This is a genomic window from Sedimentitalea xiamensis (genome assembly GCF_030164465.1).
In the GTDB taxonomy this organism is placed as follows: Bacteria; Pseudomonadota; Alphaproteobacteria; order Rhodobacterales; family Rhodobacteraceae; genus Sedimentitalea; species Sedimentitalea xiamensis.
Genome location: NZ_JASNJE010000018.1, coordinates 1 through 15,190 on the forward strand (window position 1 = coordinate 1; position 15,190 = coordinate 15,190).

21 protein-coding genes and 1 pseudogene are annotated in these 15,190 nt (G+C 60.7%); 6 read left to right on the forward strand and 16 right to left on the reverse strand.

Annotated elements, in window-relative coordinates:
- The 4 genes and pseudogenes from QO034_RS14280 to QO034_RS14295 all read left to right on the forward strand — a co-directional run.
- Window positions 1-183 (forward strand): annotated as a pseudogene (locus QO034_RS14280) (IS630 family transposase); the annotation flags it as partial.
- Window positions 141-1,139, forward strand: coding sequence for a calcium-binding protein (locus tag QO034_RS14285; RefSeq protein WP_284486214.1), 999 nt, complete (start codon window positions 141-143; stop codon window positions 1,137-1,139). The pseudogene QO034_RS14280 and the gene QO034_RS14285, both read left to right, overlap by 43 nt.
- Window positions 1,140-1,225: 86 nt before the next feature.
- On the forward strand, window positions 1,226-2,623 hold the full coding sequence (locus tag QO034_RS14290) for an amidase (protein ID WP_284486215.1): 1,398 nt from the start codon (window positions 1,226-1,228) through the stop codon (window positions 2,621-2,623).
- A 24-nt stretch (window positions 2,624-2,647) separates the two neighbouring features.
- A complete protein-coding gene (locus QO034_RS14295) occupies window positions 2,648-3,427 on the forward strand; it encodes a DUF2189 domain-containing protein (protein ID WP_284486216.1) in 780 nt (259 codons plus the stop codon).
- Here QO034_RS14295 and QO034_RS14300 read toward each other — a convergent pair.
- From QO034_RS14300 to QO034_RS14310, 3 genes are all read right to left on the reverse strand, one after another.
- Entirely contained in the window at window positions 3,424-3,642 is a 219-nt protein-coding gene (locus tag QO034_RS14300) for a hypothetical protein (protein ID WP_284486217.1), read from the reverse strand. The two genes, QO034_RS14295 and QO034_RS14300, sit on opposite strands and share 4 nt — an antisense overlap.
- A complete protein-coding gene (locus QO034_RS14305; RefSeq protein WP_284486218.1) occupies window positions 3,639-4,799 on the reverse strand; it encodes an aromatic ring-hydroxylating oxygenase subunit alpha in 1,161 nt (386 codons plus the stop codon). Before QO034_RS14305 ends, QO034_RS14300 begins: the two co-directional genes overlap by 4 nt.
- Before the next feature lie 110 nt (window positions 4,800-4,909).
- A complete protein-coding gene (locus tag QO034_RS14310) occupies window positions 4,910-5,668 on the reverse strand; it encodes a helix-turn-helix domain-containing protein (protein ID WP_284486219.1) in 759 nt (252 codons plus the stop codon).
- A 97-nt stretch (window positions 5,669-5,765) separates the two neighbouring features.
- On the opposite strand from QO034_RS14310, the gene QO034_RS14315 reads away from it, so the two are divergent.
- Complete coding sequence (locus QO034_RS14315) at window positions 5,766-6,314, forward strand: hypothetical protein (protein WP_284486220.1); 549 nt, start codon at window positions 5,766-5,768, stop codon at window positions 6,312-6,314.
- Between the two features lie 3 nt (window positions 6,315-6,317).
- Here QO034_RS14315 and ilvN read toward each other — a convergent pair whose 3' ends face one another.
- The 5 genes from ilvN to QO034_RS14340 all read right to left on the reverse strand — a co-directional run bounded on the left by ilvN (window position 6,318) and on the right by QO034_RS14340 (window position 10,847).
- Window positions 6,318-6,878 carry an acetolactate synthase small subunit gene (ilvN, locus tag QO034_RS14320; protein ID WP_284486221.1) on the reverse strand — a complete coding sequence of 187 codons (561 nt, stop codon included), beginning with the start codon at window positions 6,876-6,878 and terminating at the stop codon, window positions 6,318-6,320.
- 71 nt (window positions 6,879-6,949) lie between these two features.
- Entirely contained in the window at window positions 6,950-8,701 is a 1,752-nt protein-coding gene (locus tag QO034_RS14325) for an acetolactate synthase 3 large subunit (RefSeq protein ID WP_284486222.1), read from the reverse strand.
- A 309-nt stretch (window positions 8,702-9,010) separates the two neighbouring features.
- Window positions 9,011-9,832 carry an arginyltransferase gene (locus QO034_RS14330; protein WP_284486223.1) on the reverse strand — a complete coding sequence of 274 codons (822 nt, stop codon included), beginning with the start codon at window positions 9,830-9,832 and terminating at the stop codon, window positions 9,011-9,013.
- A 63-nt stretch (window positions 9,833-9,895) separates the two neighbouring features.
- On the reverse strand, window positions 9,896-10,339 hold the full coding sequence (locus QO034_RS14335) for an RDD family protein (protein WP_284486224.1): 444 nt from the start codon (window positions 10,337-10,339) through the stop codon (window positions 9,896-9,898).
- A 76-nt stretch (window positions 10,340-10,415) separates the two neighbouring features.
- Window positions 10,416-10,847: a DUF2852 domain-containing protein gene (locus QO034_RS14340; protein WP_284486225.1), complete on the reverse strand. Its 432-nt coding sequence runs from the start codon at window positions 10,845-10,847 to the stop codon at window positions 10,416-10,418.
- A 41-nt stretch (window positions 10,848-10,888) separates the two neighbouring features.
- Here QO034_RS14340 and QO034_RS14345 point away from each other — a divergent pair, with 41 nt between their 5' ends.
- Entirely contained in the window at window positions 10,889-11,113 is a 225-nt protein-coding gene (locus QO034_RS14345) for a hypothetical protein (RefSeq protein WP_284486226.1), read from the forward strand.
- Window positions 11,114-11,326: 213 nt separating this feature from the next.
- On the opposite strand, the gene QO034_RS14350 is transcribed toward QO034_RS14345, so the two are convergent.
- The 8 genes from QO034_RS14350 to QO034_RS14385 all read right to left on the reverse strand — a co-directional run bounded on the left by QO034_RS14350 (window position 11,327) and on the right by QO034_RS14385 (window position 14,995).
- Entirely contained in the window at window positions 11,327-11,641 is a 315-nt protein-coding gene (locus tag QO034_RS14350; RefSeq protein ID WP_284486227.1) for a hypothetical protein, read from the reverse strand.
- A gap of 15 nt (window positions 11,642-11,656) precedes the next feature.
- Window positions 11,657-11,920, reverse strand: coding sequence for a hypothetical protein (locus tag QO034_RS14355; RefSeq protein WP_284486228.1), 264 nt, complete (start codon window positions 11,918-11,920; stop codon window positions 11,657-11,659).
- 10 nt (window positions 11,921-11,930) lie between these two features.
- Window positions 11,931-12,227, reverse strand: a complete 297-nt coding sequence (locus QO034_RS14360; protein ID WP_284486229.1) for a hypothetical protein — start codon at window positions 12,225-12,227, stop codon at window positions 11,931-11,933.
- A gap of 144 nt (window positions 12,228-12,371) precedes the next feature.
- The gene (locus QO034_RS14365; RefSeq protein ID WP_284486230.1) at window positions 12,372-12,698 is read right to left on the reverse strand and encodes a hypothetical protein; all 327 of its coding nucleotides are present in this window, start codon (window positions 12,696-12,698) and stop codon (window positions 12,372-12,374) included.
- A 93-nt stretch (window positions 12,699-12,791) separates the two neighbouring features.
- Window positions 12,792-13,091 (reverse strand): hypothetical protein, encoded by a 300-nt coding sequence (locus tag QO034_RS14370; RefSeq protein WP_284486231.1) that lies wholly within the window; start codon window positions 13,089-13,091, stop codon window positions 12,792-12,794.
- 47 nt (window positions 13,092-13,138) lie between these two features.
- Window positions 13,139-13,483, reverse strand: a complete 345-nt coding sequence (locus QO034_RS14375; protein WP_284486232.1) for a hypothetical protein — start codon at window positions 13,481-13,483, stop codon at window positions 13,139-13,141.
- A 96-nt stretch (window positions 13,484-13,579) separates the two neighbouring features.
- On the reverse strand, window positions 13,580-14,515 hold the full coding sequence (locus QO034_RS14380) for a Hint domain-containing protein (protein WP_284486233.1): 936 nt from the start codon (window positions 14,513-14,515) through the stop codon (window positions 13,580-13,582).
- A gap of 69 nt (window positions 14,516-14,584) precedes the next feature.
- The gene (locus tag QO034_RS14385; protein WP_284486234.1) at window positions 14,585-14,995 is read right to left on the reverse strand and encodes a hypothetical protein; all 411 of its coding nucleotides are present in this window, start codon (window positions 14,993-14,995) and stop codon (window positions 14,585-14,587) included.
- Window positions 14,996-15,190 lie beyond the last annotated feature (195 nt).

A 15,190-nucleotide genomic window follows, 5' to 3' on the forward strand; every position in this document is an offset into this window, starting at 1 on the left:
CCGCCATATTCTCCCGATCTGACCCCCATCGAACAGGCCTTCTCCAAGCTCAAGGCGCATCTTCGCAAGGCCGGCGCACGGACGTTTACGGAGTTGTTCAGCGCGCTCGGAAGGATATGCGACCTGTTCACTCCCGACGAATGCATGAACTACTTTCGCGCTGCAGGATATGCGCCAGGTTAATCCCGAAATGCTTTAGTATCAGGTTGACTTCGGAAACGGCGCAAACCCACAAGATTACCGGGTCGGCAGACGGTTACATCGGATCTATCGATACCACGGACAGCGGCGGCAACGCCAATGACGATCAGTCGGCTACGATCAAGTTGGCCTATTTCGCGGGCGCTGTTCGCACCGGCAACGGGAATGACAAGATCACGACCGGAAATGGCCAGACCGGATATGTCGATTTGGTCAGCACCGCGGGGGGCAACGACACAATCATCCTGGGTTCGGGCGGGGCAGGGGCCGTTCATGCCAGCCGCGGGAACGATGTGATCCAGGTCAGGGATCTGTTTTACAATTCCGAAGAGCAAGCCGTCGTCGTACGCGGCGGTGTCGGTACCGACCAGCTGAGCTTCGCGGCCTTCTCCAAAGGCGTCACGTTTTCTCTTGAAGGTACAGGGACCTTACAGGAGGCAGCGAAGGATTCCGGGTATTTCAGCGAGTTCGGGATCGAGAATCTGGTTGGATCCGCCAAGGCTGACAAGCTGACCGGCGATACGGGTGTGAACGTGCTGACCGGCAAGGGCGGCGCCGACAGGATCTGGGGCGGCGACCGGAGCGACACGCTGCGCGGGGATGGTGGCAACGATTTCCTCTATGGTCAGAACGGCGCCGACACTCTGATTGGCGGCAAGGGCGCGGATGTGCTGAACGGCGGCAAGGGCAAGGACGACATGCGAGGCAATCAGGGCGCGGATGTCTTTGTCTTCGGCAAGCAGAGCGGCACCGACACGGTTATGGATTTTCAGGATGGCACGGATACGCTGCGGCTGGTCGGGCACACGGGCGGCTTTGCCGACCTGACCTTTGCCAATCAGAACGGCGATCTGAAGATCACTCATGACAACGGCGTGATCCTGCTGGACGGTCTTGCCGGGACGGTTCTGACGACGGCGGATTTCGATTTCGCCTGAGGCCGGGCGTCGGGAACATTCAAGGGCTTGCATGGAAACGGGCAGGGGTTAGGCTGACCTGACACAGCCCGAGGATCTGACCGCCCATGACATTGACCCGACGCTCCGCAACCGACCTTCTGCGCGACCTGAACAGCGGCGCCCTTGGCGCGGCCGAACTGATGCAGGCGACGCTGGATCGCATCGATGCGGTCAATCCGCACGTCAACGCGATCGTGGCGCTTCGGAACCGGGACGCGCTGCTGGCCGAGGCGCGTGCCTGCGACAGCGGCCCCAGGCGAGGACCGCTGCATGGGCTGCCGATCGCGGTCAAGGATCTGGTCAACGTCGCGGGCGTGGTTTCGGCGCATGGTTCCCCCGCCCTGGCGGGCAACGTTCCGGAAAAGGACGACCTGATAGCCGCGCGGATGCGGGCCGCGGGGGCGATCCTGATCGGCAAGACCAATGTTCCCGAATTCGGTTTGGGCAGCCACACGTTCAACCCGGTCTATGGCGCGACGCGAAACCCGTATGACAACGGACGCACCGCGGGTGGTTCCTCCGGCGGCGCCGCAGTCGTGCTCGCGACGGGAATGACCGCTCTGGCGGACGGATCGGACATGATGGGCAGCCTTCGCAATCCGGCGGCCTGGAACAACGTCTATGGCTTCCGGCCGAGTTGGGGGCGGGTTCCGTCGGAACCGCAGGGCGATACCTTCCTGCATCAGTTGGCGACGCTGGGGCCGATGGCCAGAAGCCCGCAGGACATCGCGCTTCTGCTGGATGCGATCTCTGGTCCGGACCCGCGCCAACCGCATGGCATGGCCGTCGATCAGGTGGCGCCGCTGACAGCCTGTGATCCGAAAGGACTCCGGATCGGCTGGCTGGGCGATTGGGGCGGAGCCTTCCCGATGGAGGACGGCATCATCGACATTTCAGAGGCCGCGCTGAAAGTCCTGGACTCCCTGGGCTGCATCGTCGAACCCGTCGCGCCGCCATTTTCCGCCGCTGCGATCTGGCAAAGCTGGATCGACCTGCGTTCCTGGCAGGTGGCGGGCGGCCTAGCGCCGATGCTGGCCGCGGGCGACCCGTTGAAGGACAGCGCGGTCTGGGAAACCGAACGTGGTCTGGCCCTGTCGGCGATGGATGTCCACGCCGCCAGCGTGATCCGGTCGGACTGGTTCAGGGCCGCGGTCCGGCTGTTTGAAACCTACGATGCGCTGGTGTTGCCGTCGGCGCAGATCTGGCCGTTTGAGGTGGACCTGCCGTATCCGACCGACATCGCGGGTCGTTCGATGGACACCTATCACCGCTGGATGGAAGTGGTCGTTCCCGTCAGCCTGATCGGATTGCCGGCCCTGGCTGTTCCGGCCGGGTTCGGGGCGCAGGGTTTGCCGACGGGGGTTCAGATGTTCGGGCCGCGTGGCAGTGATGCGAAACTGCTGGCGTTGGGCGCGGCCTATCACGCCGCAACCGAATGGCCGCAGAAAAGGCCGGCGGGCTGAACCGGCGTCAGGGGGGAGCGACGGATGGGCAGGGAACTTGAGCATGGTGTGCCGGAACTGGGTCCGGTCACTCCGGATATTTTGCGCACCGCGCTGTCGCGCGGCTGGCAGGATTTTCGCCGGGCACCCGGCTTTGGCCTGATCTTCGCCGGGTTCTACGTCCTTGGCGGCTGGCTGATGGCCTATGTCACGGCACAGACGCAGACGACGTTCTGGCTGGTGCTGGCTGCGATCGGGTTTCCACTGATCGGGCCGTTTGCCGCCGTCGGTCTCTATGAAGTGTCTCGGCGTCTCGAAAACGGCGAACCTCTTGACCGGGAGGCGGTTTTCGGCGTCGTGCTGCACCAGGGACGGCGGCAGTTGCCGTCGATGTGCGCGATCATCATCGTGGTGTTCCTGTGGTGGTTCTTTATCGGTCACATGATCTTTGCCCTGTTTCTGGGCTTGTCGACGATGACCAATATCTCGTCGTCTTTCGAAGTCTTCCTGACGATCAACGGGCTGACCATGCTTGCCGTGGGCACGCTGGTCGGGGCTCTGTTCGCGCTGTTGCTCTACATGATAACCGTGCTCGCCCTGCCGTTGCTTCTGGACCGCGAGATCGATTTCGTGACCGCCATGATCACGAGTTTCAAATACGTGATGGCCTATCCGGTGCAGATGCTTTCCTGGGCTTTCGTCATCGCGATCCTGACGTTTGCCGCGATGGTCCCGTGGTTCCTTGGCCTGCTGCCGGTGCTTCCGCTGCTGGGGCATGCGACCTGGCACATCTATGACCAGATCAAGGTGACACAGGCAGCCTAGTCGTCGCGTTCGCGTCCCGCCGCAACCAGCCGCGTTTTCAGGATGGGGGCGTCGGGATGGCCCTGTTCCAGCGCAAAGACGTAGGCATGGGTCAGGTAGAATCCGGCCGCGTTCTCGGATGGCGCGTGTTCCGCCGCTTCGGCATAGAGCGCGACCAGCGCCGCATGATCGCTTGCGGCATGCGCGGCCAGCAGACGATTGTCGAGCGTCATCATTCGGCGGCCTCGACCCGGGTCCTGTGGTGTTCGATCCGGCCGGCGACCCAATCGTGAAACAGATGCGTCGGCCCGTCCATGGCGGGCGAGAACCGCCCGCCGTCGAACCCCGGCGCGAGACGCCCGCGCTGCATGCCTTCGACGACAAAGATGTCTTCTTCGAACACGGTCTTCCATTGCTGGGCATTGCGGGCGCGCAGGCCTTCGTCCGTTGCCGGTTCGGGATAATAGAGATGGACGTTTTCCGTCGTCCGCCCGGTGCCCTCCGGCAGCAGAATGATGGCGAAGGCATGATCGCGGTGCACGCCGAGCAGCACATTGGGATAGGCCGCGACATATTCCGCGGCGGTATTCCACTTGCGGCCCAGGCCGGGAAAATCGGGAAACACCTCTCCGTTCTCGTTGGTGATCTGGCGATAGACCAGCGTGCCCTGACCGGAATACTCCCCCTTCTTCTCGATATGGTAATGATCTTCCAGGCGGGAATAGCTGTTCAGTCCCGGATGCACCCAGGGCAGATGATAGCTTTCGCAATAGTTTTCGACGGCCAGTTTCCAGTTGCAATTCACCTTCAGCTGGAAACGGCTTTCCGGCCCGCCGTGATAGAGCGGTTTCTCGAACTCGGTCCACCGGGCCAGCAGGCCCGACATCGCATCTTTGAAAGATGGCGCATCTCCGGACAGGTTTATCCAGACAATATCGCGCCAGACGTGGCTTCGGACCTCGATCAGGCCGAGAAGCGCACGGTTGATTCCGACATGGGTGTTCCGGCCGGGGCCACCGACATGAGGGGTGCTGACAAGCCGGCCCTCGGTGGAATAGCACCAGCTGTGATAGGGGCAGCGGATCGCCCCTTCGATCTTTCGTGGTTCTTCGACAAGGATCATCCCCCGGTGGCGGCAGGTGTTCTGGAACACGCGGACCACCCCCTGTTTGTCGCGGATCAGCAGGAGCGGCATCCCGAGGAACGATATCGGAACCGCATCGCCCGGCTCCGGGACATCGGAGGCGACGGCGAGTCCCGCCCACTGGCGCGCGAGCAGCGCCTGTTTCTCTTCCTCGAAGACCGCCGCGTCGGTGTAATGCGCGTTGGGCAGGCCGTGGGCGCATTCGATGGGCTGCCGCACGGCGGACAGTTCTGAGACGATCTTGGACATGAGCCTCTCCTCCGCTGACATGCCGTAATAGTGGCCAGAGCCTGCCGGTCCATCCTGACTGCGACGAAACTTGGCTCACTGCGACACGGCTTGGCCCGGCGACGGCGGCGTCAGCGGAAAGGGTCGTCGATCTGTAGCAACCTGCGATGAAAGGGCGTGAGATCCTCGGCCGTCTTGAACCCCGTGCCCCTGGCCGCATCGAGGATCGTCTTGCAATCGGACTTCAGGTGTTCATAGACCATCCGCGTCGCGCGGGCGGAGTTGGCGTTTTCCCGCACGGTGCGGGCGACGTAGCCGACCCAGAAATTGTTCTCGAAGGATGCCACCCGCGCGAGATAGTTGAAAGAACTGGACATGGCCTTGCGCCGCGAAATCACCAGCGAGACTCCGTCGTCCTGCCGTGAAACATAGCCCCGGAATTCCCGCGACCGCGGGTCCGTCGGCTGGCCTTGTTCGCGCATCGCTTCCCTGGCTTCGAACCCGCGCACGTAGGTGTGCCCGGCCCGACGGAAGACGCGGACGAGTCCGACGACGAAACGGCCGGCATCGGTGAAACTGCGGCGCGAGAAAAGATAGAACCCGTCCGGAAATGTTTCCTGCGGAATGTCGTTGACGCCCGGTCCGCAGAATTCCGACAGGGTCGGGCCGTTCAAGATCGTTCCGGATGTCACGAGACTGTCAACCGGTTCCAGGAGAATCCGGGCATCGACGTTGAAGAACTCGCAAATGCGGTCAAGGACATCCGGCCGTGGAAAACTTTCTCCGGACAGGTATCGGTTGAACTGCGTGCGGTTGATCGACAATTGCCGCGACAGTTCCGAGACCGAGGGATACTGCCTGGCCAATGTTCGCAGATTGGCGCCGAACATGTTTCTCAATTCAGACGGAGATCGAGCCGATCTGGACATGGTTCTTCCGGTAATGTTACGCTCTTGCACATAGGATGGGACGAAGCCGATATCGCACATGAATATCGGGTTTCGTTGTGAACTTCATGATTTGACGCTTTTTAGCATCACGGTTGATGCTCTTGTGAGGCATGAGGGTATCGAATCGGACACAAAATGCAAGTCTGCGACGCTGAGTTTACCATGTCTGATCGGAAAGAATTATCTCAATCTTAAGCCATTGGGACATACGGGAAAAAATATGTTTGGCGTAGTTCTTTGGAGCGATCAGCAAGACCAAAAGGCAGTGATCTGGTGTGAGGATCACGGAGATCTGGCCTTCTACCGAAGGGCCGATCAATCCGGTTTCGTGTCATTCGATGCGGGCGACTGGGTGGAGTTCGATCTGACGATGGAACGGCACCTGCGCTTCGCCCACAACCCGAAACTCGTGGAAGAGTGCATCTTTCCGGATCTGACCGAGGCCATGGAAACATCGATGGCCACCGAAATCCGATCCCCCGTGCACGACAATCCAAGCCCGGAAACGGCCCGGATCATCCCCTTTTCCCTGGGCCAGACAAAGCGCGGGGCCCAGCCGTTTCAGGCCGCCAAGAACAGCGCCTGACGGTCATTCGCCCCGCAACAGGGCCGCGACACCCGTTCTGGCGATTTCCGCCAGCCCCAGCGGTCGCATGAGATCGGCAAAAGCGTCTATTTTCTCCGGCGCGCCGGTGATCTCGAAGACGAAACTGCCCAGGGTGCTGTCGACGACATTGGCCCGGAAGATATCGGCAAGGCGCAGGGCTTCGACCCGCTTGTCGCCGTCCCCCACGACTTTCAGCATTGCAAGTTCGCGTTCCACCGACGGGCCTTCGACCGTCAGGTCATGCACTTCGTGAACCGGTACGATCCTGCCAAGTTGGGCCTTGATCTGTTCGATCACCTGCGGCGTGCCGGTGGTGACGATGGTGATGCGGCTGAGGTGACCGGTGTGATCGACCTCGGCCACCGTCAGGCTTTCGATGTTGTAGCCGCGCCCGGAGAACAGGCCGATGACGCGGGCCAGCACGCCGGGCTCGTTCTCGACCAGCACGGCGATGGTGTGACGTTCCTGCAGGTCCGAGAAGGTCGGGCGCAGGTTGTAGGCGGAGTGCTTGGAAGCACCTTTCTTGATATGTAGGGCTGACATGTTGTCCCTTCCTTTGTTCCTCGCGCCAAGAAAATTGGAATTTTCTTGGCAAAATTCTTGCAAGAATTTTGTTACACCAGGACCGCGCCGCCGGCCTGGATGACCCCCTGGGTTTCCGCGTCGCCCAGCAGCATCTCGTTATGCGCCTTGCCCGAGGGGATCATCGGGAAACAGTTTTCGTGTTTCTCGACCAGGCAATCGAAGATCACCGGCCCGTCGTAATTGACCATCTCCATGATCGCGTCATCGAGATCGGCCGGATCCTTGCAGATGATGCCCTTGGCCCCGAAGGCTTCGGCCAGCTTGACGAAATCGGGCAGGGCTTCGGACCAGCTGTGCGAATAGCGCTCGCCATGCAGCAGTTCCTGCCACTGGCGCACCATGCCGAGGCGTTCGTTGTTCAGGATGAACTGTTTGACCGGCAGGCGGTACTGCACGGCGGTGCCCATCTCCTGCATGTTCATCAGCCAGCTGGCCTCGCCGGCGACGTTGATCACGAGGCTCTCGGGATGCGCCATCTGCACGCCGATCGAGGCGGGGAATCCATAGCCCATGGTGCCCAGGCCGCCCGATGTCATCCAGCGGTTCGGATCCTCGAACGTCAGGTATTGCGCCGCCCACATCTGGTGCTGGCCGACCTCGGTTGTGATGTAGCGGTCGCGGTCCCTGGTCAGGGCCTCGAGCCGGGCCAGCGCCTGCTGCGGCTTGATCGTCTTGTCGCTGGCGGTGAAGGCCAGGCAGTCGACCTTGCGCCATTCGTCGATCTTCATGTGCCACTTGGCGACCGCCTCGGCGTTGGTCTTGCGTCCGCGCGATTTCCAGACCTTGAGCAGGTCTTCGAGAACATGCGCCACATCGCCGACGATCGGGATGTCCGTCTTGATCACTTTATTGATGGAACTGGGGTCGATGTCGATATGCGCCTTGATCGATTTCGGGCTGAACGCATCTATGCGCCCGGTGATGCGGTCATCGAACCGCGCCCCGATGTTGATGAGAAGATCGCAGTCATGCATCGCCAGGTTGGCTTCGTAGAGTCCATGCATCCCCAGCATCCCGAGCCAGTTCTTGCCGGACGCCGGATAGCAGCCCAGACCCATCAGGGTCGAGGTGATCGGGAAGCCGGTGGCCTCCACCAGTTCCCGAAGCAACTGGCTCGCCGCCGGGCCGGAATTGATGACGCCGCCGCCGGTATAGAAGACCGGGCGCTTGGCCTTTTCCATCGCCGCCACGAGTTCGGTGATCTCTTCCAGATCGCCTTTCAGCCGCGGCTGGTAACGCGACGCGGTCGGCGACGGTTTCGTATAAGTGCCGGTGGCGAACTGCACGTCCTTTGGAATGTCGACAAGCACCGGACCGGGGCGGCCGGAGGTTGCGACATGAAAGGCTTCGTGGATGATGCCGGACAGCCTGTCGGTGTCCTTGACCAGCCAGTTGTGTTTGGTGCAGGGGCGGGTGATCCCGATCGTGTCCGCTTCCTGGAACGCGTCAGAACCGATCATGAATGTCGGAACCTGCCCGGTGAAGACGACGATCGGAATGCTGTCCATCAGCGCATCCGTGAGCCCGGTCACGGCGTTCGTCGCCCCCGGACCTGATGTCACAAGAACGACACCCGGTTTTCCGGTGGATCGGGCATATCCCTCGGCAGCATGGACCGCGCCCTGTTCGTGCCGCACAAGAACGTGCCGGATGTCGTTCTGCTGGAACACCTCGTCATAGATTGGCAGCACGGCGCCTCCGGGATATCCGAACACGGTGTCCACTCCCTGATCCTTCAGGGCCTGCACCAACATCTTTGCTCCGGTCATTTCACGTGTCATCTGGTTTGCTCCATCCGCGACGGCATTCTGCGCAAAAAAAAGCCCCCGGTCTTGGCGGGGGCGCATGGGTCGAATTATGGTCTACCGTTACCGGCCCATGCGCATGGTTCCTGCGATTACGACTAGGGTTGTCATACCCAAGGCTCCTTTTTGCTGCGCGGACATTAGGAGCGGGACGCAGGGGCGTCAACCGTCAATATGTCAGAAAAGTGTCCCGGTGGGTGCTGAATTCGACATTATATTTCGCCAGGCAGTGGCGTATCGAAAGAACACTCAATCCCGCGGCTTTCCGCGGCGACTCGTTGCCGATCAGAGCCGTGTCGGGCGGCGATCGGGCAGATTGATGTTGGCAACCTGTTCGGCGATGGGGTCGGTGGACAGTGGATGCGTATCGGCGTCAAAGGACTCCGGGTTCGACATGGGCTTCCATTCGCCGCCGATATAGACTTCAAGGCCCGAAAACTTGGCCTTGTATCCCATCTTCTGGCTGCCCGGCACCCAGTAGCCGAGATAGACATAGGGCAGGTTGGCGTTGCGGGCGATCTTGATGTGATCCAGGATCATGTAGGTTCCGAGGCTCAGCTGCGGGCGATCCGGCATGTAGAAAGAATACACCATGCTCAACCCGTCATCGAGCACGTCCGTCAGGCTGACCGCGACAAGTTCCTTGTCGGACTTGCCGGAATATTCGATGACTCGGCTGCGGATCGGCGTTTCCTCGATCATCGCGGCGAATTCAAACACATCCATATCCGCCATCCCGCCATCTCGGTGGCGTTTGTCCAGATACCGGCGGAACAGGTCGTATTGATCGTCGGTCGCCCAGGGCGAGGTGGCGCGCCTGCCAAGTCCGGCGTTTCGCCGGGCCGTGCGTTTCTGGCTCTTGGAGGGTTGGAATTTCGACACGTCGATCCGGGCGGACAGACAGGCCGAACACTCCGCACAGGACGGGCGATACAGAACATTCTGGGATCGTCTGAAGCCCTGCTGACTCAGGCTGTTGTTCAGGCGGTCCGCGTTCTCGCCCTGCAAGGAAGTGAACAGTTTCCGTTCCATGCGCCCATCAAGATAGGGGCATGGCTGGGGGGCGGTCACATAGAACTGTGGCGCGATGGGAAGGGTATGGCGCATTGACGGTCCGCGATTGATGTCAAAAAATGATAACAAGCGGCGCGGTATCCGCCAAGTGCGGATTCACGCGTTGGATACCGACCTTCGATTGATGGCGACCGTACCGAGAAATGCATCGGTCAGTCCCTGGCCGCGGGCTCCGGTAAGCATCATGACAATGGAAATTACCTGCAAGACCGGTAGCGCGATGCTGATAGTGTAGCCCGTCGTGTGGGCCAGTGCCATCGGCAGATCCAGGCGCGAACCGTCGGCCTGTCGCAGTTCCACGCCGGCAAAGTGCATTCCCCAAGTGGCGGAGCCGTTCGAAATCGTCACCACGCGGTAGGCAAATCCGATGATGAGCACCAGCAGTGGCCAGACGAACGCGCCGACGAAGGCGGTCAGAAGGACCGCCAGGAGGCTGAGCAGAAGAATGACCACCATGTCGACAATCCAGGCCAGCAGGCGCTTGATCGGGACCGAGGCATAGAATTCAGGCTGGCGGTCGGGGTCAGGCAGATGAAACATGGCGGGATGTCCTGATCAGACGTTGGCGGTGACTCGGAAAGCGCCCCCGCCGTTGGGCGGAGGCCATGTCTTTGTATCAGGCGGCGTTGCTGTCGTCACTGGCGTCGCGTTCCGCCTTTTTTGCGCGCTCGTTCATGAACTGGTCGAACTCGGCCTTGTCCTTGGCGTCGCGAAGACGTTCGAGAAAGGCTTCGAAGTTGGTCTGTTCTTCTTCCAGACGGCGCAACGTGTCGGCCTTGTAGGCGTCGAAGGCGCTGTTCCCGGTCGAGGCCGACATCGCCATGCGATGCGATTTCCAGGAAGAACGGCGGCTGCAGGATGTGTTGAACATGCGTTTGCTCCAGATCATGTATCCAAGAAGGGCGAGGCCGATGGGCCAGAAGAAGACGAAGCCAAGGACCATGGCGGCGATCCAGGCGCCTTTGCCCTTGCTGTCAAGCCAGGCTTCGCTGCGGGAAAACCAGCCCGGATGGGACGTGGCGTGGACGGGGTCGGTCATCATGGTCATGGTCATCTCTCTCCAGTTAAGGTGGTCAAGGCGCGATGTGAATGTCTTTCACATCACCAAGATTGGAAGTCCGGCGCCGCTTTGCAAGGGTCCATGTGAATGTTTTTTACATTATCGTTCGTGTGGTGGGCATGGTTTTCTCAAACTTTGGCAGAGGTAATTGCAGCAAAAGGATTTTTGGAGCCGGAGCGGGCAGGGACATGATGACAGGTGACACCCAGGCGATCCGTATCCGGCCAGAAAACGGCGCTGGCGCGATCACCTGAAGATGTCGTGAAGCTCCTTTAGAAGCTCCTTGAATGCTCGAATTGCCCCGCCTCCGGCATCAGGTGCTTTTCCGTCGTCGGAATTTCCCGGACTCCCTGGGCCGTTTCGCAGCGGAGGCTCTGGTTCAGTTTCCGTTCGAGTTCAGCCGGCAACGGATTGTAGTCCAGCCAGGTCCATCTCCTCGAACATCAGACCTTTCAGGTTTGCCGTCGTTACTCTGTCGCGGCGGCCATCAACCTGGCCAGGACTTCGCTGCATTCCGCGGCGCTGCCGACGATCGCTGCGGGGGTCCCGGTGCCGGACATGGCGGCCAGATCGGCTGCTGCCCGGTTCAGAACCTGATCGACCTGCTCCGGGGTCATGATCCCCTCGTCCTGTGCGGCCTGGACGGTCGAGCAGACGCCCGCTCCGAGGCCGGTGGCAATGCCGATCCCGGCGGCGCTGCCGCCGATCAGCGCGCCGCCGAACATGGTTCCGATGAAAAGGCCGACGACAAGGCAGATGAGTGCCAGAACTATTTTACCCATGAGTTTTCCCTTTTTTCAGGATCGTGAGAAATACCGGGCGAGCCGGCCCACGATCACGATGTTCAGCACTGGCGAGAGCGCGGCCAGCCAAGGCAGGGCCGCCGCTGGAGCGGCGTCGATGAACCTGATCCACGGCAGGCCCAGCGTGACAAGAAACACGGCCGAAAGGGGGTCGCGCTCTTGTCCGAACCAGCCGAAGGTGCCCACGGCCCATAGAAAGAGAGCAATCACGTAGAGCCCGATCAGGCCCCAGAAGACGATGTGGAGCAGGCGCGCCATACCGCCGGCCCTAGATGCCCTCGTCGGTCAGGGACATCGGGCGCGAGGTGGTTCCATCGCTATAGGCGATGCATTGCCAGCGCGCGCGCTGCTCGCCGACGCCGACGATGACTTCGGTTCCCGCTTCGGAGAAGGACGATCCCAGAAGCGCATAGTCCGGATTGCCCGTTTCAATTCCGACCGCGCGCAGACAGGCCTGCTCTTCCGGGGTGGGTATTCGCCCGGACGTGCTGCCAGTGTCTTCGACACATCCGGCAAGTGCGGTGAGCGCCACGAGGCCTGTGACGGTTATCTTGGTAAATGCCATATATATTTTCCCTTTCGGCAAGATGTCTTGGTTGCGATCCGGATGTCCCAGCTACGATCCGGATACTTGCAGGGTAATGGACGGCGGGAGAGCCGCCTTCATGGGTTGATTTTTGACGTCAATCACAACGACCACCACGTCATTTCAATCCATGTAGGGACTGTTGCCGCCCCTGGCGAATTCGGGCCATCGCTTTCCATCGGCAAAGAAATCCACCATCGTTGTCCCGGCCGCATCGTAGCAGCATTGGATGTCGTCACCGCGGTTTTCCAGATGGATCGTGCCGTTCATTGCATGCGTGCCATCGGTGCGCTGGCCTTCATACTTCATGTCGGCTTCCGCCTTGAACTCCTGGAAAAAGGACTGGGCGGCAACGGCGCAATCTTCCGCCATCCATTCGGGGCTCTGCGCGAGAGCCGGAAGCACCGAAGACAGGGTCCATGCGGTGATGATGAAATACCGGCATATCATTTGCTGGTGTTCCCGGCTCGAAAACGTTCAAACGTCGGGAGGGCCGAACATCGATGCGACGCCCGGCCCCCCCTCCGAGGGAAAGAATAGCTGTCAACAATCTCCGGCGGGCAGCATGGTGACGTCGGAATAGCGTCCTTCCGAGGTCGTGATGCGGGCACAGGCATCGGTGTCGGCGTTGAACCACCAGGTGGTCAATCCCTGCGTTCTGACCGCCGAATATCCGAGTGCCTGGATGCCCATCTCGGCCTGCCCGGCCCTGGCCCCTTCAAAGGAACTCAGATCCGAAGAACTGCCCACGGCCGGCATTCCTGCCGTGCCCGTGTCCTCGACGCATCCGGCGAGTGCTGTAAGTGTAACGAGACCTGCGACGGTCAGTTTGGGAAATGCCATGTATATTCTCCTTCTTGGCATGAAGTCTCGGTTGCGATCCGGATATCTCAGTCACAATCCGGATACTTGTAACGGTCGGCCTGCGACACATCGGCTGGACAGCCGGTCGGCGCCTGGTGATACCAGCTCACCACCCTGGTGCCCGCCGCGTTGAACGAGCACTGGAAGGGCTGTCCGGACGAGGTTTCGCCGTTCACCGCATGCGTGCCATCGGTGCGCTGGCCCTCATAGCTCAGGCTCGCGATGTCGCTGGTCGATAGGTGCAGATGATGCGCCGCATAGCTGTTGCACATGGTCATCATTTCGGCTTCGTCGGCTGCCAGTGCGCCCGAACCAGTCGCGAGACCCAGGGAAAGCGTTGCGGCCGCGATGATCGTAAGATGCAATTTCATGGTCAGGTTTCTTCTCCAATCTTGGATTTTCGGTCGCGCCAGCAGTCTGGTGGCGCGCCCGTTTGATGCGGACCTCAAATGCGGGCCGTCACCTCATCATGCCGCGTTTTGGCGATCAAGCCGCGCCCGGATCGCCGGGGGCACCAGCCTTGCGGCAGAGACGCGGGGCAGGGACATTTCGGTGATCGCGCGTTCCTCGCCGTAAAGGTCTAGGTACTCCGCGTGGTTGTCGAATACGCGCCGCCCGATGTAGTCGACATAGGTCTCTGCCGCCGCACCATTGGCGAGGATGACGGAATGATCCTCGGTCTCGATATGGTAGTAAGTCACCCGGTCGGGCAGGCTGTCGAGCGGGTCGAACGTGATGGTCGTGCCATTGACCAGCGCGCCTGCATTGATCGCCAACCCGTCGAGGATCAACGCGTGCTCGGCGGTGAGCACGAGATCGGTGTGGGGCAGGCCATCGCGGAGCGCGCCCCTGGCGACCCGGACCGGCGTGAACCGCTCGGCGGGGGTGAAGATCTTGTGCAGGGTCTGTCGCCCGATCCACTTGACCGGGACTGTGTGGCCATCGGCAGTCAGGATCAGGTCGCCGATCTTCAGATCCTCGACCGCACGTTCGCCCTTGGGTGTGGCGATCAGGGTGCCGATGGCGAAACAAGTCGTGAAACCGGTTGCGTTCGAGAGGGGCAAATCGTTGATGCTGTTGGAGTTTCCGGCAAAAGCGCGAAAGCCATCGGCAATCTCGCTTGACGTCGTGCCTGGATTGACTGTCGCATAAAAGATTGTCTTGCCACTGTTCGCCTCGACCCCGACCCAGGTGACGCCAAGCACATCAACCGTGCCGACAAATGTGCCGTCGTCATCTGTCGCCCCAAAGCCGTCCTGGCCCCCCGTAATTGTCTCGGTTGTGTCGAACAAGTCGTTACCAGCGTCGCTGTCGGTCAGGGTTCCCGAAATGACATTGCTGCTGCCATCAATCGTACCGTCGGTTCCGTAGACCAGGTATGCGGTATAGTCCCAATCAGCCATTTGCGCTTTTCCTTATGTCAGATGTTTTGTCGTTGCTTTTGGACGGAGAACTTTCGCCATAGCATATTTTCACTGAATCGACAGATCGACATTGAAACTCGCGATCTTGCCGGTGTCCGCGTCATTGCCCATCTGGTAGACGCGGATGGTGTATTGCCCGTCCTTCGGCAGATCGACGGTGGTGCTGTTGCCGTCCATCGAACTGTTGTAGATCGCCTCGCCCGAGGAGCCCGGCGGCAGGATGTTGAAATAGACCGTGCCGTCGCCATTGGTCTCGGTGACGGTCAGTTCGACGAACATCTCCTGCCCGGCCCTGGCACCCAGGGTGAAGTCGGAATAGTCGTTGCCATCGACGATGCCGTCGACCATCGTGCCGTAATTGCCCGGCTCGAAATGCACCTCCGAACTGCTCTGTGCCAGCGCCGGAAATGTCAGCGCGGAGAGGGCAAGGGCGAGTAGGCGAGTGGTGAAATTTCGCATGGGCGTTTTCCGTTCTTGACAAGTTGACGGTCGGGTAGTGCGGACGCATTTCGGGGCGTTTCTTGTGTCGCCAAGCGACCTTCAGCCCGAATGTGATAGGCTCGGTCCCGGTCCCCACAATCCGATTTGCGCAAGGTTCATCCGATTCCCGCATTCCGGGGAAAGAATTTTCAGAGGGGACCATCTTTCCCGGCG